Annotated in this window: 12 protein-coding genes and 1 pseudogene; 10 read left to right on the forward strand and 3 right to left on the reverse strand. The window is 69.5% G+C overall.

Annotated features, from left to right (window positions below; translation table 11 throughout):
* Nucleotides 1-62 precede the first annotated feature (62 nt).
* From IEZ03_RS28045 to lysX, 3 genes and pseudogenes are all read left to right on the forward strand, one after another.
* A pseudogene (locus tag IEZ03_RS28045) lies at nucleotides 63-2,590 on the forward strand (L-aspartate oxidase).
* Nucleotides 2,591-2,604: 14 nt separating this feature from the next.
* Nucleotides 2,605-3,387 (forward strand): type III pantothenate kinase, encoded by a 783-nt coding sequence (locus IEZ03_RS28055; protein ID WP_131984045.1) that lies wholly within the window; start codon nucleotides 2,605-2,607, stop codon nucleotides 3,385-3,387.
* Nucleotides 3,388-3,436: 49 nt separating this feature from the next.
* The gene (gene lysX, locus IEZ03_RS28060; RefSeq protein WP_184889433.1) at nucleotides 3,437-4,930 is read left to right on the forward strand and encodes a bifunctional lysylphosphatidylglycerol synthetase/lysine--tRNA ligase LysX; all 1,494 of its coding nucleotides are present in this window, start codon (nucleotides 3,437-3,439) and stop codon (nucleotides 4,928-4,930) included.
* Between the two features lie 40 nt (nucleotides 4,931-4,970).
* On the opposite strand, the gene IEZ03_RS28065 is transcribed toward lysX, so the two are convergent.
* Nucleotides 4,971-5,993, reverse strand: coding sequence for a LacI family DNA-binding transcriptional regulator (locus IEZ03_RS28065; protein WP_184889431.1), 1,023 nt, complete (start codon nucleotides 5,991-5,993; stop codon nucleotides 4,971-4,973).
* A gap of 490 nt (nucleotides 5,994-6,483) precedes the next feature.
* Between IEZ03_RS28065 and IEZ03_RS28070 the strand changes: the two genes are divergently transcribed.
* On the forward strand, nucleotides 6,484-6,714 hold the full coding sequence (locus tag IEZ03_RS28070) for a transcriptional regulator (protein ID WP_131984035.1): 231 nt from the start codon (nucleotides 6,484-6,486) through the stop codon (nucleotides 6,712-6,714).
* Between the two features lie 253 nt (nucleotides 6,715-6,967).
* Here the strand turns inward: IEZ03_RS28070 and IEZ03_RS28075 are convergent, their stop codons facing one another.
* Nucleotides 6,968-8,041 (reverse strand): C40 family peptidase, encoded by a 1,074-nt coding sequence (locus tag IEZ03_RS28075; protein ID WP_184889429.1) that lies wholly within the window; start codon nucleotides 8,039-8,041, stop codon nucleotides 6,968-6,970.
* Between the two features lie 366 nt (nucleotides 8,042-8,407).
* Between IEZ03_RS28075 and IEZ03_RS28080 the strand changes: the two genes are divergently transcribed.
* The 6 genes from IEZ03_RS28080 (at nucleotide 8,408) to IEZ03_RS28105 (ending at nucleotide 15,607) form a co-directional block, all read left to right on the forward strand.
* Nucleotides 8,408-8,929: an amino-acid N-acetyltransferase gene (locus tag IEZ03_RS28080; protein ID WP_184889427.1), complete on the forward strand. Its 522-nt coding sequence runs from the start codon at nucleotides 8,408-8,410 to the stop codon at nucleotides 8,927-8,929.
* Between the two features lie 4 nt (nucleotides 8,930-8,933).
* Entirely contained in the window at nucleotides 8,934-9,761 is an 828-nt protein-coding gene (locus tag IEZ03_RS28085; RefSeq protein WP_184889425.1) for an RDD family protein, read from the forward strand.
* A gap of 6 nt (nucleotides 9,762-9,767) precedes the next feature.
* On the forward strand, nucleotides 9,768-10,265 hold the full coding sequence (locus tag IEZ03_RS28090) for an RDD family protein (protein WP_184889423.1): 498 nt from the start codon (nucleotides 9,768-9,770) through the stop codon (nucleotides 10,263-10,265).
* Between the two features lie 1,067 nt (nucleotides 10,266-11,332).
* Nucleotides 11,333-11,656, forward strand: a complete 324-nt coding sequence (locus IEZ03_RS28095) for a histone-like nucleoid-structuring protein Lsr2 (RefSeq protein WP_132052054.1) — start codon at nucleotides 11,333-11,335, stop codon at nucleotides 11,654-11,656.
* A gap of 564 nt (nucleotides 11,657-12,220) precedes the next feature.
* A complete protein-coding gene (locus tag IEZ03_RS28100; RefSeq protein WP_131984023.1) occupies nucleotides 12,221-14,758 on the forward strand; it encodes an ATP-dependent Clp protease ATP-binding subunit in 2,538 nt (845 codons plus the stop codon).
* Nucleotides 14,759-14,929: 171 nt separating this feature from the next.
* Nucleotides 14,930-15,607 (forward strand): ArsR family transcriptional regulator, encoded by a 678-nt coding sequence (locus tag IEZ03_RS28105; protein WP_184889421.1) that lies wholly within the window; start codon nucleotides 14,930-14,932, stop codon nucleotides 15,605-15,607.
* A 121-nt stretch (nucleotides 15,608-15,728) separates the two neighbouring features.
* Here the strand turns inward: IEZ03_RS28105 and add are convergent, their stop codons facing one another.
* Nucleotides 15,729-16,697 carry an adenosine deaminase gene (add, locus tag IEZ03_RS28110; protein WP_184889419.1) on the reverse strand — a complete coding sequence of 323 codons (969 nt, stop codon included), beginning with the start codon at nucleotides 16,695-16,697 and terminating at the stop codon, nucleotides 15,729-15,731.
* Nucleotides 16,698-16,709: the final 12 nt, after the last annotated feature.

Raw genomic sequence — 16,709 nt, forward strand, 5'->3', positions numbered from 1 at the left:
CGGGCGGGTGGCGGGATCGGGGTTAGGGTCATAATGACGAGAACCGATCCCGAGGAGGGCTCGTGATCCCTTCGGTTCTGTACGCCCCCGCCCCCGGCTGGACCACCGACACCGACGTCGTCGTCATCGGCTCCGGCATCGCCGGGCTCGTCGCCGCGCTCCGCTGCCGTTCTCGCGGGCGCGTGCTCCTGGTCACCAAGGCATTGCTGGACGCTGGATCCACCCGCTGGGCCCAGGGCGGGATCGCCGCCGCGCTCGCACCCGACGATTCCCCCGAAGAGCACCTCGCCGACACGCTCACGGCCGGTGTCGGGCTGTGCGACGTGGACGCCGTCCGCGCACTGGTCACCGAGGGGCCGGACGCCGTCCGCGACCTCATCGGGCTCGGCGCCGCTTTCGACCGTTCCAACGGCGGCGAGATCGCGCTGACGCGCGAGGGCGGCCACCACCGGCGCCGCATCGCCCACGCCGGCGGGGACGCCACCGGCGCGGAGATCAGCCGTGCTCTCCTCGCCGCGCTCAAGGACTCCGGCGTCGAGGTCATCGAGCACGCGCTGGTCCTCGACCTGCTGAAGGACGGCGCCGGACGCGCCGCCGGAATCACCCTGCACGTCATGGGCGAGGGCCAGCCCTGCGGTGTGGGCGCCGTCCGCGCCCGCGCGGTCGTGCTCGCCACCGGCGGCCTCGGGCAGGTGTTCTCCGCCACGACGAACCCCGAGGTCTCGACCGGCGACGGTGTCGCGCTCGCCCTGCGCGCCGGCGCCGAGGTCGCCGACCTGGAGTTCGTCCAGTTCCACCCGACCGTGCTGTGGCTCGGTGAGGACGCGCGGGGCCAGCAGCCGCTGATCTCCGAGGCCGTCCGGGGCGAGGGCGCGCACATCGTCGACCACGCCGGCGAGCGGTTCATGCTCGGCCGCCACGACCTCGCCGAACTCGCCCCGCGCGACGTCGTGGCCAAGGGCATCATGAACCGGATGCGCGAGACCGGCGCGTCCCACATGCTGCTGGAGGGCCGCCACCTCGGCGCCGCGATGTGGGAGAACCGCTTCCCGACCATCCTCGCCGCCTGCCGGCACCACGGCATCGACCCCGTGACCGAGCCCATCCCGGTCGTCCCGGCCGCGCACTACGCGAGCGGGGGAGTCCGCACCGACCTGCACGGCCGCACGACCGTCCCCGGCCTCTACGCCTGCGGCGAGGTCGCCTGCACGGGCGTCCACGGGGCGAACCGCCTGGCGTCCAACTCCCTCCTGGAGGGCCTCGTCTTCGCCGCCCGCATAGCCACCGTCCTGGAAGAGGACCTGGCGGCCCCCTCCCTCCGCCCACCTCCCGAACCGGACCGGGACCTAGACGGCCAGCAGATGGAAGCGGGCGTGCCGGTGGGGGCCGGGTTGGTCGGGGGCGAGGCTCGGGGGGAGATACAGCGGATCATGACTTCCTGTGCCGGGGTGCTTCGCGGGGCGGACGGGTTGGCGCGGGCGGCCCGTGAGCTGGACGGGCTGGGGCAGGATGCGCGTGCGGAGCCCGGGGTGGAGGCTTGGGAGGCCACCAACCTGCACACCGTGGCGTCCGCGATCGTGGCCGCGGCGGGGCGGCGCGCGGAGACGCGGGGGAGTCACTGGCGAGAGGACTTCCCCGAGCGCGCGGACGGCACGTGGCGCGGTCACCTCGTGACGCGGCTGGTCGGGAACGATCTGACGACCCGCTATGAACCTCTGGAAGGAAGGCGCTCATGACACCGGAACTCTCGCAGAGGCTCAGCGACGCCGGGCTCGATCCACAAGCTGTGGATAACCTCGTCCACGCGGCACTGGCCGAGGACGGTGAAGTCGACGTCACCAGCATGCCGATCTTCGGACCGGACGACACCGCGACCGGGAACCTCACCGCCCGCCAGGACGGCGTCGTCGCCGGCGTCCCGGTGGCCTGCGTCGTCTTCGAGGCCCTTGACGTGGCTTACGAGACGCGCGCATCGGATGGGGAGCGCGTAGCGCCCGGGCAGGTCCTCATCTCCGTCAGCGGGCAAACCAGGGCAGTCCTGCGCGCGGAACGGACGGCGCTGAACCTGCTCACCCACCTGTCCGGTATCGCGACCGCCACCCGCAGGTGGGCGGACGCCATCGCCGGCACGAAGGCCAAGGTCCGCGACACCCGCAAGACCCTGCCCGGCCTGCGCGCCCTCCAGAAGTACGCCGTGAAGTGCGGCGGGGGCGTCAACCACCGGATGGGCCTGTACGACGCCGCGCTCATCAAGGACAACCACGTCGCCGCGGCCGGAAGCGTCACCAAGGCGTACGAGGCCATCCGCGCCGTGTACCCGTCCCTGCACGTCCAGGTGGAGTGCGACACCCTCGCCCAGGTGGAGGAGGCACTCGCCGCCGGCGCGACGAGCATCCTGCTCGACAACATGACGGACGCGCAGATGGCCGAGGCGGTGCGGCTCGTCGCGGGGCGGGCTGGGGTCGAGGCGAGCGGTGGCCTTACCCTGGACCGGGCCCGAGACGTCGCCGTGACCGGGGTGGACTACCTTGCCGTCGGCGCGCTGACGCACTCGGCGCCCGTCTTCGACATCGGCCTTGACTTCACCTGACCAGCGGGGACCTGATGCTGCTCACCATAGACGTCGGTAACACCCAGACCGTCCTCGGCCTCTTCGAGGGCGACGAGGTGATCGAGCACTGGCGGATCAACACCGATCCGCGGCGCACGGCCGACGAGATCGCGGTCGTCCTGCAGGGCCTCGTCCAGCAGAGCCCGCTGCTCGCCGAGACCGACATCAGCGGCATCGCGCTGTGCTCCACGGTCCCGTCCGTCCTGCACGAGATGCGGGAGATGTGCCGCCGCTACTACGGCGACGTGCCCGCCGTGATCGTGGAGCCGGGCGTCAAGACCGGCGTCCCCGTCCGGATGGACAACCCCAAGGAGGTCGGCGCCGACCGCATCGTGAACGCGCTGGCCGCCGTGCACACCCACGGCGGGCCCGCGCTCGTCGTCGACTTCGGCACCGCCACCACCTTCGACGCCGTCTCCGCCAAGGGCGAGTACGTCGGCGGCGCGATCGCCCCAGGCATAGAGATCTCAATAGACGCACTGTCGTCGCGCGGTGCCCAGCTGCACAAGATCGAGCTGGTCAGGCCGCGCAGCGTGATCGCCAAGAACACCGTCGAGGCGCTGCAGTCCGGCATAATCTTCGGGTTCGCCGGCCAGGTGGACGGCATCGTGGAGCGCATGTCCGAGGAGCTCGCCGACGACCCCGAGGAGGTCACGATCATCGCCACCGGCGGTCTCGCGCCCCTCGTCCTGGAGGAGTCCCGCAGCATCGACGTGTTCGAGCCGTGGCTCACCCTCATCGGCCTCCGCCTGATCTACGAGCGCAACACCCCGTAGCGGCGGAAGCCGTTCGCGGCGCGTCCGGCGGGCTGGATAGCCTTACCGGGTGAGTGACGAGACCTTCGACGAGCTCCCGGAGCAGATGCGCGTGCGCCGGGAGAAGCTCGACCGGCTCCGCGAGAGCGGGATCGACCCCTACCCGGTGACCTTCCCGCGGACGGCGACGACCGCCGAGATCCGCGCGAAACACCCGGATCTGGAGCCGGGCACCGAGACGGGCGAGAAGGTCGGCGTCACCGGGCGCGTCATGCTGCTGCGCAACACCGGCAAGCTGTGCTTCGCCACCGTCCGGGACGGCGCGGGCGAGATCCAGATCATGCTGTCGCTGGCCAAGGTCGGGCAGGAGCAGCTCGACGCCTGGAAGCGGGACGTCGACCTCGGCGACCACATCGGCGTCGAGGGCGAGGTCATCACGTCCCGCCGCGGCGAGCTGTCGATCATGGCGGACCGGTTCGCGATCACCTCGAAGTGCCTGCGCCCGCTGCCCGAGAAGCACGCCGGGCTGACCGACCCGGAGGCGCGGGTCCGGCAGCGCTACGTCGACCTCATCGTCAACGACGAGGCCCGGAAGATGGCCCGGCTGCGCAGCGCCACCGTCCGCGCCGTCCGCGACTTCTGGCACGACGAGGGCTACCTCGAGGTCGAGACGCCGATGCTGCAGCCGATCCACGGCGGCGCGGCGGCGCGTCCGTTCAAGACGCACATCAACGCCTACGACATGGACCTCTACCTCCGCATCGCGATCGAGCTGTACCTGAAGCGGCTCGTCGTCGGCGGCATCGAGAAGGTCTTCGAGGTCAACCGGAACTTCCGCAACGAGGGCGCGGACTCCACCCACAACCCCGAGTTCACGATGCTCGAGGCCTACGGGACCTACCTCGACTACAACGACATGGCCGACCTGACCCAGCGGATGTACCAGAACGCGGTCGTCGCGGCCCTCGGCACGACCGTCGTCGTCCACGAGGGCACCGAGGTCGACCTCGGCCTGGCGGAGTGGCCGCGGATCACGCTGTACGGGTCGGTGTCGGAGGCGCTCGGCGAGGAGATCACCCCGCACACGCCCATCGAGGACGTCCGGAAGCTCGCGGACGCCAGGGGCGTCTCCTGGGACCCCAAGTGGGGCCAGGGCAAGCTCGTCCAGGAGGTGTTCGAGGAGCTGATCGAGCACACCCTCGTCCAGCCGACGTTCGTCATGGACTTCCCGGTCGAGACGTCCCCGCTGACCCGCCAGCACCGCGAGGAGCCCCTGCTCACGGAGAAGTGGGACCTCATCGGCTTCGGGACGGAGCTCGGCACGGCCTACTCCGAGCTGGTCGACCCGATCGAGCAGCGCCGCCGGCTCACCGAGCAGTCGCTGCTCGCCGCGGGCGGGGACCCGGAGGCGATGCAGCTCGACGAGGACTTCCTGCGCGCCCTGGAGTACGCGATGCCGCCCACGGGCGGGATGGGCGCCGGGATCGACCGGATGATCATGGCGTTCACCGGCAAGGGCATCCGCGAGACGATCCTGTTCCCGCTGGTCAAGCCGGAGCAGTGAGCGGCCCGGGGCGCCGTCCGCGCCCCGGCGGCGCGGTCTGCTAAGCGCTTTCCCGGATCACGAGCTCGGGCCGGAGCACGACCTGGCGGTGCTGGTGGGACTTGCCCTCCCCCAGCTCGGCCATGGCGAGTTCGGCGGCCTCCCAGCCGAGCTCCCGGCGCGGCTGGCGGATGGTGGTCAGCGGGACGGCGGCGCTCGCGGCGAGCTCGATGTCGTCGTAGCCGATGACGGCGATGTCCTCCGGGACGCGGATCCCGAGGCGGGTGAGTTCGTTGATCAGCCCGATGGCCAGCAGGTCGTTGGCGCAGAACACGCCGTCGGGACGCGGCGACAGCTCCAGGAGCTGGTGCGCGGCGGCCTGGCCCTCGGTGGGGCTCATCGCGTCCTGGATCAGCGTCGCGGGCTTCGCGGAACCGGCCTCGGTGATCGTGCGGGACGCGCCGTCGCGGCGCTCGACGCACGGTTCCGGCTCGGGCACGCCGGTGACGAAGGCGATCCGCTCGCGGCCGATGCCGAGCAGGTGCGCGGCGGCGATCTCCCCGCCCGCGACGTGGTCGACCTGGGCGGAGCAGACGTCCGGCGTGTGCCGGTCGATCAGCACCACGCTCATGCCCGCCGTGCGCAGCCCGGAGATGTCGCGGGCGGACAGGTCGACGGGGATGATCAGGACGCCCGCGGCGCGCTGCTCCTCCAGCAGTTCGAGGGAGCGCCGCTCCTTGGCGGCGGAGTAGTCGCTGGAGAGCCAGAGGGCGTCGTGGCCGGACGCGTTGAGCGCCGCCTCGGCGCCCCGCGCGACGTCCGTCGCGTACGGGTTGGTGAGGTCCTCGACGACGACGCCGAAGGCGCGGCGGGGTTGGTCGCCGAACTCGCCGGCGGTGCGCTCGGGACCTCTGCGGAGCCGCCTGGCGGACTCGTTCCGGACGAATCCCAGCTCCTCGATCGCGGCGCGAACTCGGTCACGGGTCGCTTCGGCCACGAGATCTGGCCGGTTTAGGACATTCGAAACGGTCCCAACTGAGACGCCGGCGCGTTTCGCGACCTCGCGAATACTGGTCTGTGGCAACTCGCTCCTCGTCCCGCTCCAGGGGGGTTTCCCCAGGTAGTGGCGTTATTCGTGGCGCGCCGGCGAAGCGCCGGTCACACATCGCGACCAATCGTGTACGCAGTGCATCGAATCGGCGCTTGACGGGCCGGATCCGGCCGCCTAGCGTTCCGAGCCGAAGCGTAGCTTGAAACGATTCACGATCTTCGTCCGCGGCGAGATCTGGCGGGTCCGACGAGAAGGGGCGGGTGCGGATGGCTGGCGATCTCATCCCGACCCCCTCGGCCGGCCAACGAGTGAATCGTCACCCGGAGTTCCCCCGAACGACCCCGCAATCGGCCAGGCGGCCACCTCCGGCCAAGCTCGTGAGACAGCAAAGGAAACCGATGATCTAGTCCGGACGCCTCCGGACCCGGCAACCCAACGCGTGTACAGATCGAGGCCCAACCCGTGCCTGTGCAGCGGACCGGCTGCATCCCCGCGGTCATCACCACGGACGAGGGAGGACGGAGTGGAAACAGCCACACTCGCACGTCGTGGCACCGACGATTTCGGGCTGAGCGAAGAGGAGATCCGGTTGCTCGCCCAGATCGCCACCGGTGTCACCGCCGATGTGGCGGCACGCAAGCTGGAGCTGAGCGCGCGGACCTTGCGGCGCCGGTTGCGGACCATCTGCGACCGGCTGGAGGTCAACACCCCTATCGAGGCCGTGGTGTGGGCGGCTCGAAGGCAGCTCATCTAGCGGCGACCCCCCTGACGCTCGCCGGGGGACGGCGAGCGTCACCAGGAAACCAGGTGGCGAGTCGAGCTGAACCCGTCCGACCCCGCAGCGGCGGCGCCGGCGCACTGACAGGTAGGTCCCTGCAGGTGGCGTCGCCGCGGACGGCGTTCGGAGACCCGCCCATGGTCCATCCGCCAGTTGTTCCGCGAAGGATGTCCGCAGTCTCCTCGGGTGAGGACGGGCTGCTGGACGTCACCGGGGTCGGGCGGCTCGGTCAGGCGACTCGGACGGCGCCCGCGTAGGGGCGGCCGGCCATCGGGGCGATCTTCACGACGTCGCCGGTGCGGGGCGCGTGCAGCATCTTGCCGTCACCGACGTACATCCCCATGTGGTGCAGGTCGGAGTAGAAGAACACGAGGTCGCCCGGCTGGAGCTGGCTCCGGTCCACGTGCGTGCCCGCGGTCCACTGGCTGCCGGTGTAGTGCGGCAGGTTGATGCCGACCTGCTTGTAGGCCCACATGGTCAGGCCGGAGCAGTCGAAGCTGCTCGGTCCGGCGGCGCCCCACACGTACGGGCGGCCGATCTTGGACATCGCGGCCCGCAGCGCCTGGGCGGCCTTGCCGTTGCCGACGACGGGCAGCTTGGCGAGCTGCGTCGGGTCCCGCTTGACGAGCTTGCCGCGGACCTTCTCGTAGGTCGCGGTGACCTTCTTGCGCTGGTCCTCGAGCTGCGTGCGCAGCTCCTTGACCTGCTTGGCGCGGGACTCGGCGGACTTGCGGGCGCGCTCGGCGGCCTGCATGGCCTGCATCAGGCCGAGGACCTTCGTGCTGTCCTGCTTGGCGAAGTAGCTGAGGGTGGCGGCCTGGTCGAGGACGGCCTGCGGGTCCTGGGAGGCGACGAACGAGACCGTGGGGTCGGTGCCGCCCTGCATGTAGCTGGTGGCGGCCAGCGTGCTGACCTTCTCCCGGACGGCCTGCAGCGACTTCTGCTGCCGCTTGGCGTTGGCGGCGGCGACCTTGGCGGCGCGCTCGGACTGCGCGAGCTTGACCTTCAGCCCGTTGTACTGCTCGGTCAGCTTCTCCAGCTCGTCGGCGAGTTCGAGCGCCTTGGAGCGGAGCTCGTTGGTCGACGGCTCAGGATCGGCGTGGGCGGCGGGGAGGGTGCCCGGCGCGAACGAGACGGGCGCGGCCGTGACGGCGAGGAGCGCGCCGGCCGCGGTCGCCGTCCTGACGCCGAGACGGGCCCTGCCGCGGCGCGGTGCCGCCCGGTCGTGCGTTGCCGCACTGGGGGACGTCGTACGGGGGGAGCGTGCAGATCGTGAAAAGAGAGCGGGGCGCGGGGGCTCCACGGATTCTCCTCTCCTCGTCCGCCTACCGAATCAACGATGGGTCGGGGCGGGAGTCCCCGTCCGCGGAAGCGCGGAGCGGGGGCCGGCCGCTGTCGTGCGATGGGCCGACGTCAGCGGGACACTAACGGAACCGGCATTGGATGCCAACTAGAACAAGCGAAATCCCAGGTCGCCGGGAGCGTTGGCGGCGCTGGAGGGGTTCCGCCCCGGCATGCCGCTGTGCTATGAGTCACTTTTTCTCCGGACGCCGACGCTTGCCTAGTCGCTTTTATCTAGTCCCTCGTGCGGTGCGGGCCCTTCTGCAGGCGCTTCTACGAGGGGAGGCGTACCTGTGGCCAGGTGCGCGTTGGATAATCTCGCCTGTTTGTGGAGTTCGAGATCCGGCGTGCCCGTACCGCCGACGTTCAGGAGATCGGCAGGCTGGTCGATCTGTACGCCCAGTCGGGACGGCGCCTGCTGCAGAAGAGCACGGTGAAGCTGTACGAGGACGTCCAGGAGTTCTGGGTCGCCGAGGACGTCCGGGACGGGAGCCCGGGCCCGGTCATAGCCTGCGGCGCCCTGCACGTGATGTGGGAGGACCTCGCCGAGGTCCGCTCGGTGGCGGTGGACAAAGGCTACGGCGGACGCGGAATCGGGAACCGCATCGTCTCCCGCCTCTTGGAGACGGCGCGGGAACTCGGTGTGCGGAGGGTGTTCTGTCTTACCTTCGAGGTGGAGTTCTTCGCGCGCCACGGCTTCCAGCAGATCCTTGGGACGCCGGTGTCGCCAGAGGTGTACGAGGAGCTTCTCCGCTCCTACGACGAAGGCGTGGCAGAGTTCTTGGACCTCGATCGGGTCAAGCCCAATACGTTGGGCAACACCCGCATGTTGCTTCGCCTGGAGGACTGACCCAATGAGCGATTCCCCCTACCGCGGGCGGCGACGCCAGCAGCCGCCTCAAGGGCACGGTTCCTACGGTCCGCCGCCCCCGTACCAAGGTCCCCAGGGGCAGCCCCAGCGGCGGCAGCAGCCGCAGCAGCAGCAATGGCAGCAGCCCCAGCAGCAGCAGTGGGGAGGGCAGCCGCCGTACAACGAGACGTACGAGGCGTCCTACGACCAATACGGTGACGCCCACTACGGTGACGCCCACTACGGGGATGCCCACGGCGGTGAGATGGTCCTGGCCCCGATTATGCGGCGTGCGGGCGCCAGGCTCATCGACAACGCGCTCGTCGCGGTCTTCGGTTTCGCGCTCGTCCTTCCCGTGACGATCGGTGTGCTCGGCCTCGGCAAGCCCGGCAGCCAGACGGAGGACGAGGGGGGCATCTGGAACTGGCCCATCATCTTCACCCTCTTCGCCGTCCTGTCGGTCCTTCCGTTCCTCTACGAGGCCGTCCAGCTCGCCATGTCAGGACGGACGCTTGGGAAGCGCATCATGCACCTTGGGGTCGTCCAGGTGCGCCCTGCGGGCGAACCCCTGACCACGACGCAGGCCATATGGCGCGCTGGGATCATCCACGTGGTCTACCAGATCGGCGTTTTCTTCTTCCTCGCCCTGGCCGTGATGGTGTGGGACTACGCGGCGTACGGAATGGTGCTGGTCTGGGCGGGCGCGCTGATGGCCTACCTGTGGGCCATCTGGGACCAGCCCATGCATCAGGCCCTCCACGACCGGTTCGCCGGGACGCTCGTCATCGACGAGCGGGACGGCTACGCCGAGTACGACGAGTACGCGGAATAAGCAGCGATGGCGGGGGCACCGCTCGCTGAGCCGGGGCAGCGCCTCTTGGCGCGCATTGTCGACACCCTCATAGTCGGCCTGCCCGTAATCATCGTCGTCCGAGCCCTAGCGTCCGGCCCTGCGCTGGACGTCATCGCTCCGCCCGCCGTGGCCGGATGCCTACTCCTGTACGAGTCGATCCAACTCGCGCTCTGGGGGCGGACCCTAGGCAAGCGTTTCGCGGGCATTGAGGTAGTAGTGACCCTCCCCGCGGGTGACGAACGACCCGCCGGGGAAGCCGGCGGCGAAGGCCCATTGGGGGTCCCGCGTGCCGTTCTGCGAGCCGCGGTCTATTCGCTGCCGATCGCGGCACGCCCGATTCCCGTTCTCGGCCTACTGGCGGGCATCTTCTGGGTCGCGAACGCCGGGCTCCTCTTCGAGGGCGACAGCCGTCAAGCCCTCCATGACAGGCTCGCAGGGACGGTCGTGGTAAAGCGGCCGCCGGCTGATTCGTCGGCCTTCTGAGGCCCTCTCAGGCGTCCTCGGCCGCGCACCGGGCGTTGATACACGGCGCTCTCGTCCCGTCCTCACGGCGGGATGGGAGCGCCGTGTCCGTGCGGGGCGGGTTTTCGTGGAGTCGCCCGGCTTGTTTCGGTCCGCCGCCGGGGCGGACGGCCAATGCCAGGTGGTTCCGGTTACGGCCCCGAATCGCCGCGGGATGTGTCTCTTCCCGGACGTGCCCTCCGCTTTGAGATGTGCATCCGGAACCCGTTGGCCTTCGGGCCGGGGTCCCGGCCGCATAGTGCTGAGAGTTACTCCCGGATGGGATCGGGTCTCACCAGGAAGGGGCCTTTAGTTCTCGTGCTCCTCGGGGCCCGAGCGGGCCGCCGCAGGCCGGAGCCGGGCTTGGCGCAGGCGGGAAGATGCCCGGTACGGTGGCGGGATTGTGCGGCAATCTCCCGTTTTTGGGGATGGGAGACTCCGGGCGGCTTCCGGCCGTGGCCCGCAGATGGGGACTTCCCCTCGCGATGGCGGCCGCAACTGATTTTCGCCTCCGGCCGGTCAGTGGTTATCCGTCCACATAGGCCGGTGAGGGCGTTGATCACCGGCCGTCCCGGGGAGCGGAGGCACCCGCGCATATCGACGTCGGCGTGGTTAGTGTCGTTACGTCAGGTTTAATCGGGGAAGACCGTGCGGGGGTGCAGGGCCTGTTAAGGTCGGCGACAGGGCCTTTTGCGCCGGTCCGCACTCCTCGGCCGGCGGGCACGTCCGAATGCCGGAAGGCTCGCAAACCAGGGCCAATGCGCGACCACCCTCCCAGGTCAGCGAGGTGCGCCGCGGCTGCGGCCCCGCCCGAAAACCGCATCGGAGCTCCCCGCGGCGCGAAAAAAATCACGCCGCCCCGTCGGCGTGCCCTGCCGCCGCGCCCCGGACGTACGGAAACATGAGGCGCCGATTACGCCCGGTCACGTGCAACGGGACTTCCCGCGGAGTACCGGTTCAAGGGCGCGGCCCTGAATTGTCATCAGTCGACTTCTCGGATATCTTTGGCGACCGAATGAAGTTTGCTCAAGCCGAAAGGGTCTGTCCCCATGGCACAGAAGGTTCAGGTGCTTCTCGTCGACGACCTCGACGGTGGCGAGGCGGACGAGACCGTAGCGTTCTCGATCGACGGCGCCTCCTACGAGATCGACCTGAGTGACGCCAACGCGGCGAAGCTGCGGGATTCTCTTCGGCCGTTCGTGGAGAAGTCACGCAAGGCGGGAAGTTCCACGCGCAAGCGCCGGCAGCGCGGTGCGTCCAGCCGCGAGCGCAGTGCCGAGATCCGCGCCTGGGCCAAGAACAATGGCATCAAGGTCAATGAGCGCGGCAGGATCCCGGCCCATGTGATCGAGCAGTACGAGGCGGCCAACTGACCCGGTTCAACAGCCGACGGCCCGTCTTCGTTCACGCGAGGCGGGCCGTTCGCTTCCGACGGCCGTTAGCGTCCGCCGGCGGCCCTTCTCCGTCCGGCCGTTCCCCTTCCGGCCGTTCCCCTTCCGGCCGGGCGCGGACTTCGGCCCGGCCGAGTTCTCTCGGGCACCGAGTCGCCTGACGCATGTTCATCGCGGCTTCGCGTTGCCCGGAGTCCGTCCCGAGGGGCCGCCGGTTCGCCTCCGTCCTCCGTTCGCTTTCGGCGTAGCGGATGGACGGTTCGCGATCGGCGCCGCGCGGTAAACAGGGCGCGCGGGTGGAACACCACCCCCATTCGGCACTCTCGGCCCGCGCCTTGGCCTACCTGCGAAAAGCCCCCGTTCGCTTGGGGCGTAGCGGGAACATGACGCACCGATGCGGTAGTTGGATGAGACTGAACAGCGCATAGCTGGGGAACGTCTCCTGGTGGGAGTGCACCGGGTGGCCTCCTCGGGGCGGGCTAGCATGCGGAAGGACAGTTCCGGACGTTCCGGACTCTGCCCAACCGCTCTGTGAGGAGCGACGAGATGTTCGAGAGGTTCACCGACCGCGCGCGGCGCGTTGTCGTCCTGGCTCAGGAAGAAGCCAGGATGCTCAACCACAACTACATCGGCACCGAGCACATCCTCCTGGGTCTGATCCACGAGGGTGAGGGTGTCGCTGCCAAGGCTCTGGAGAGCCTGGGGATAAGCCTTGAAGCGGTGCGCCAGCAGGTCGAAGAGATCATCGGCCAGGGTCAGCAGGCGCCGTCGGGCCACATCCCGTTCACTCCGCGCGCCAAGAAGGTCCTTGAGCTGTCACTGCGCGAGGCGCTGCAGCTCGGCCACAACTACATCGGCACCGAGCACATCCTGCTGGGATTGATCCGTGAGGGCGAGGGCGTCGCCGCCCAGGTCCTGGTGAAGCTCGGCGCCGACCTGAACCGTGTGCGCCAGCAGGTCATCCAGTTGCTGCACGGTTACCAGGGCAAGGAGCCGGCCGCCTCCGGCGGTCCCTCGGAGTCGGCTCCGTCCACCTCCCTTGTGCTCGACCAGTTCGGCCGCAACCTGACCCAGGCCGCACGTGAGGGCAAGCTCGACCCGGTCATCGGGCGGGACAAGGAGATCGAGCGGGTCATGCAGGTGCTGTCCCGCCGCACCAAGAACAACCCCGTCCTCGTGGGCGAGCCCGGCGTCGGCAAGACCGCCGTCGTCGAGGGCCTCGCGCAGAAGATCGTCAAGGGCGAGGTGCCCGAGACGCTGAAGGACAAGCAGCTCTACACCCTCGACCTGGGCGCCCTTGTCGCCGGCTCCCGGTACCGCGGTGACTTCGAGGAGCGCCTGAAGAAGGTCCTCAAGGAGATCCGCACCCGCGGCGACATCATCCTGTTCATCGACGAGCTGCACACCCTGGTCGGCGCGGGCGCCGCCGAGGGCGCGATCGACGCCGCCAGCATCCTCAAGCCGATGCTGGCCCGCGGCGAGCTCCAGACCATCGGTGCGACCACGCTGGACGAGTACCGCAAGCACCTGGAGAAGGACGCCGCGCTGGAGCGGCGCTTCCAGCCGATCCAGGTCGCCGAGCCGTCGCTGTCGCACACGATCGAGATCCTCAAGGGCCTGCGGGACCGCTACGAGGCGCACCACCGCGTGTCGATCACCGACAGCGCGCTGGTCGCCGCGGCGCAACTCGCGGACCGCTACATCAGCGACCGGTTCCTGCCCGACAAGGCGATCGACCTCATCGACGAGGCCGGTTCCCGGATGCGCATCCGCCGGATGACCGCTCCGCCGGACCTGCGCGAGTACGACGAGAAGATCGCCGACGTCCGGCGCGACAAGGAGTCCGCGATCGACGCGCAGGACTTCGAGAAGGCCGCCGCGCTGCGCGACTCGGAGAAGCAGCTGCTCGGCCAGAAGGCGCAGCGGGAGAAGGAGTGGAAGGCCGGCGACATGGACGTCGTCGCCGAGGTCACCGACGAGCTGATCGCCGAGGTCCTCGCCACCGCCACCGGCATCCCGGTCTTCAAGCTGACCGAGGAGGAGAGCACGCGCCTCCTGAACATGGAGGACGAGCTCCACAAGCGGGTCATCGGCCAGGAGGACGCCATAAAGGCGCTGTCCCAGTCGATCCGGCGTACCCGCGCCGGCCTGAAGGACCCCAAGCGCCCCGGCGGCTCGTTCATCTTCGCCGGCCCGTCCGGTGTCGGTAAGACCGAGCTGTCCAAGACGCTGGCGGAGTTCCTGTTCGGCGACGAGGACGCGCTGATCCAGCTCGACATGTCCGAGTTCATGGAGAAGCACACGGTCTCGCGGCTGTTCGGCTCCCCGCCCGGCTACGTCGGGTACGAGGAGGGCGGCCAGCTGACGGAGAAGGTGCGCCGCAAGCCGTTCTCGGTCGTGCTCTTCGACGAGATCGAGAAGGCCCACCAGGACATCTTCAACTCGCTGCTGCAGATCCTGGAGGACGGCCGCCTGACCGACGCGCAGGGCCGTGTCGTGGACTTCAAGAACACCGTCATCATCATGACGACCAACCTCGGGTCCAAGGACATCTCCAAGGGCGTGTCGATGGGCTTCGCCCGTCAGAACGACGAGCAGGGCTCGTACGAGCGGATGAAGGCGAAGGTGTCGGAGGAGCTCAAGCAGCACTTCCGTCCCGAGTTCCTCAACCGCGTCGACGACACCGTGGTGTTCCACCAGCTCACCCCGCGGGAGATCATCCAGATCGTCGACCTGATGATCGCCAAGGTGGACGAGCGGCTGCGCGACCGCGACATGGGCATCGAGCTGCGGCAGGAGGCCAAGGACCTGCTGGCGCTGAAGGGCTACGACCCCGTCCTCGGGGCCCGGCCGCTGCGCCGCACGATCCAGCGGGAGATCGAGGACAGCCTGTCCGAGAAGATCCTGTTCAGCGAGCTCAAGCCCGGCCAGATCGTGATCGTCGGCACCGAGGGCTTCGACCTTGAGAACAAGGAGGCGACGGCGGAGACCGCCAAGTTCACCTTCAAGGGCGTCCCGAAGCCGGACACCGTCCCCGACAGCCCGCCGCCCATCGAGGGCGCGGTCAACTTCAACAAGGACTGACGTCCGCAGCAGAAGGGCCCGCACCGGTACCCACCGGCGCGGGCCCTTCCGCATGCCGCCAGGCGGGGACAACGCGGCGCAGCCGGTGGAGCCCGACCGGGCTCCACCGCGACTTATCCACAACCTGTGATGACGCCGGGATCCGTCGTACCCGCCCCATAGCATTCGAACATGCGATCGAATGCAATCGGTTCGGCGGCCGGGCCCACGAGAAGCCGCGTCCGCGCCACGACGGGAGCAGAGAAGGTGACCGAGGCATTCCTGCGGGACGTACGAGCCCGCGCCCCCGCCCGCCTCCCGATCTTCCGCTCGAACCTGCAAGGCGAACTCCTCGCACGCCTCCTCCTCGGCCCGGAGCGCGAGATGTCGATGCTCGACCTGGCCGTGATGCTCCGAGTCGACCTCGCATCAGTGATGCGCGAGGTGGAACGGCTGGCCCGCGCAGACCTCCTCACCTTCCGCCGCACCCTTGCCGGCCGCCTGGTCGCTCGGAACACCGAAAGCCCCCTGTACGAACCCCTGACCCGCCTCCTGATGCTGACGTTCGGCCCAGCGGCCGTGGTGGCGGAAGAGTTCGGCCGCCTGCCCTCCCTGAGCGCCATATACCTGTTCGGCCCCTGGGCGGCGCGCTACGAAGGCGCCCCAAGCGACCAGCCCACAGACGTCGAAGTACTGGTCATCGGCAACGTCACCAGCACCGTCGCCCACGACGCCGCCCAAGAGGCCGCCGCCCGCCTGGGCCTCCCCGTCCACCCGGTAGTCCGTACACAGACCCAATGGCAAGACGACACGGACCCCTTCCTCCGAGAAATCCGAGCCGGCCCCCTAACCAAACTCCACCCCTCATAACCACCCCCGCGCCGCTGCCCCGCACAAATCCGCGCAAGTGCTCCACGCGGTGCTTGCCGGTCCCGTGCGCACTAGTTCCAGGGCAGCCCGAGGCCCGCGACCGGGACAGATCCCGGCTGGGTCAGGACAACCAGCTTTCGATTTCCCGGTGGAGGCGCGCCTTGGTTTCGGTGGGGGCGAAGGAGGCTTCGACGCCGGCGTGGGCCAGGTCGGCAAGGGTCGGGTCGTCGTAGCCGAAGGTGTCTCGTACGCGGGCGTACTCGGTGGCCAGGGGGGTGTTGATCAGGGCGGGGATGTCGGTGTTGAGGGTCACGACCAGGCCCGCCTCGCGGAGGCGGGGGAGGGGGTGGTCGTCGAGGGAGGCGGCGAAGCCGAGGGCGACGTTCGAGGAGGGGCAGACCTCAAGCGGGACCGCGCGTTCGCGGACTTCGGCCACGAGGTCCGGGTCGTCCAGGACGCGGATGCCGTGGCCTAGTCGTTCGGTGCGGCCGGGGCCGAGCGCCTGCCGGATGCTGGCGGGTCCTTCGCCCTCGCCCGCGTGGTGGACGACGTGCAGGCCCGCGTCCCGCGCGGCGGCGAACACGTCATCGAACGGGTCGCCGGAGTGGGCCTCGTCGCCCGCCAGGCCGACCGCGACCACACCGTCATGGCGGCGCGCGAGATCGAGCGTCCGCCAGGCGCGTTCCACGGAGCGGCGGCGGGAGTGGTCGAGGATAAGGCGGCACTCGATGCCGAATGCCTCCTGCCCGGCCTCCAGACCCTCCAGGACGGCCGCGAGCGGCATGCCGAGGTCGCCGAGGCGCTCACCGTGGCCGGCCGCCGTGAAGGAGACCTCGGCGTAGCGGGTGCCCTGCGCGGCCTCGTCCTCGCAGAACTCGTAGGCGACCCTGCGGAAGTCGGCGGGACGGCGCAGGCACGCGCGGACGAGGTCGTTCTGCGCGAAGAACTCTGCGAAGCTTCCGAAACGCACGCCGTCCTCCGGAACCGTCACGCCGTTGGCGGCGCCGATCTCGCGAAGCGTGCCCCACCGCACCGTGCTCTCGAGATGAACGTGCAGATGGACTTTGGGGAGGCTTATCAAGTCACGCACGCCCGCACGCTA

The organism is Actinomadura livida (assembly GCF_014648675.1).
In the GTDB taxonomy this organism is placed as follows: Bacteria; Actinomycetota; Actinomycetes; order Streptosporangiales; family Streptosporangiaceae; genus Spirillospora; species Spirillospora livida.

Excerpts from the sequence above, each read along its gene's own strand:
- IEZ03_RS28055 (WP_131984045.1), top strand. The coding sequence starts at position 2,605 with ATGCTGCTCACCATAGACGTCGGTAACACCCAGACCGTCCTCGGCCTC.
- IEZ03_RS28085 (WP_184889425.1), top strand. The coding sequence starts at position 8,934 with ATGAGCGATTCCCCCTACCGCGGGCGGCGACGCCAGCAGCCGCCTCAA.
- IEZ03_RS28090 (WP_184889423.1), top strand. The coding sequence starts at position 9,768 with ATGGCGGGGGCACCGCTCGCTGAGCCGGGGCAGCGCCTCTTGGCGCGC.
- IEZ03_RS28095 (WP_132052054.1), top strand. The coding sequence starts at position 11,333 with ATGGCACAGAAGGTTCAGGTGCTTCTCGTCGACGACCTCGACGGTGGC.
- IEZ03_RS28100 (WP_131984023.1), top strand. The coding sequence starts at position 12,221 with ATGTTCGAGAGGTTCACCGACCGCGCGCGGCGCGTTGTCGTCCTGGCT.
- IEZ03_RS28105 (WP_184889421.1), top strand. The coding sequence starts at position 14,930 with ATGCGATCGAATGCAATCGGTTCGGCGGCCGGGCCCACGAGAAGCCGC.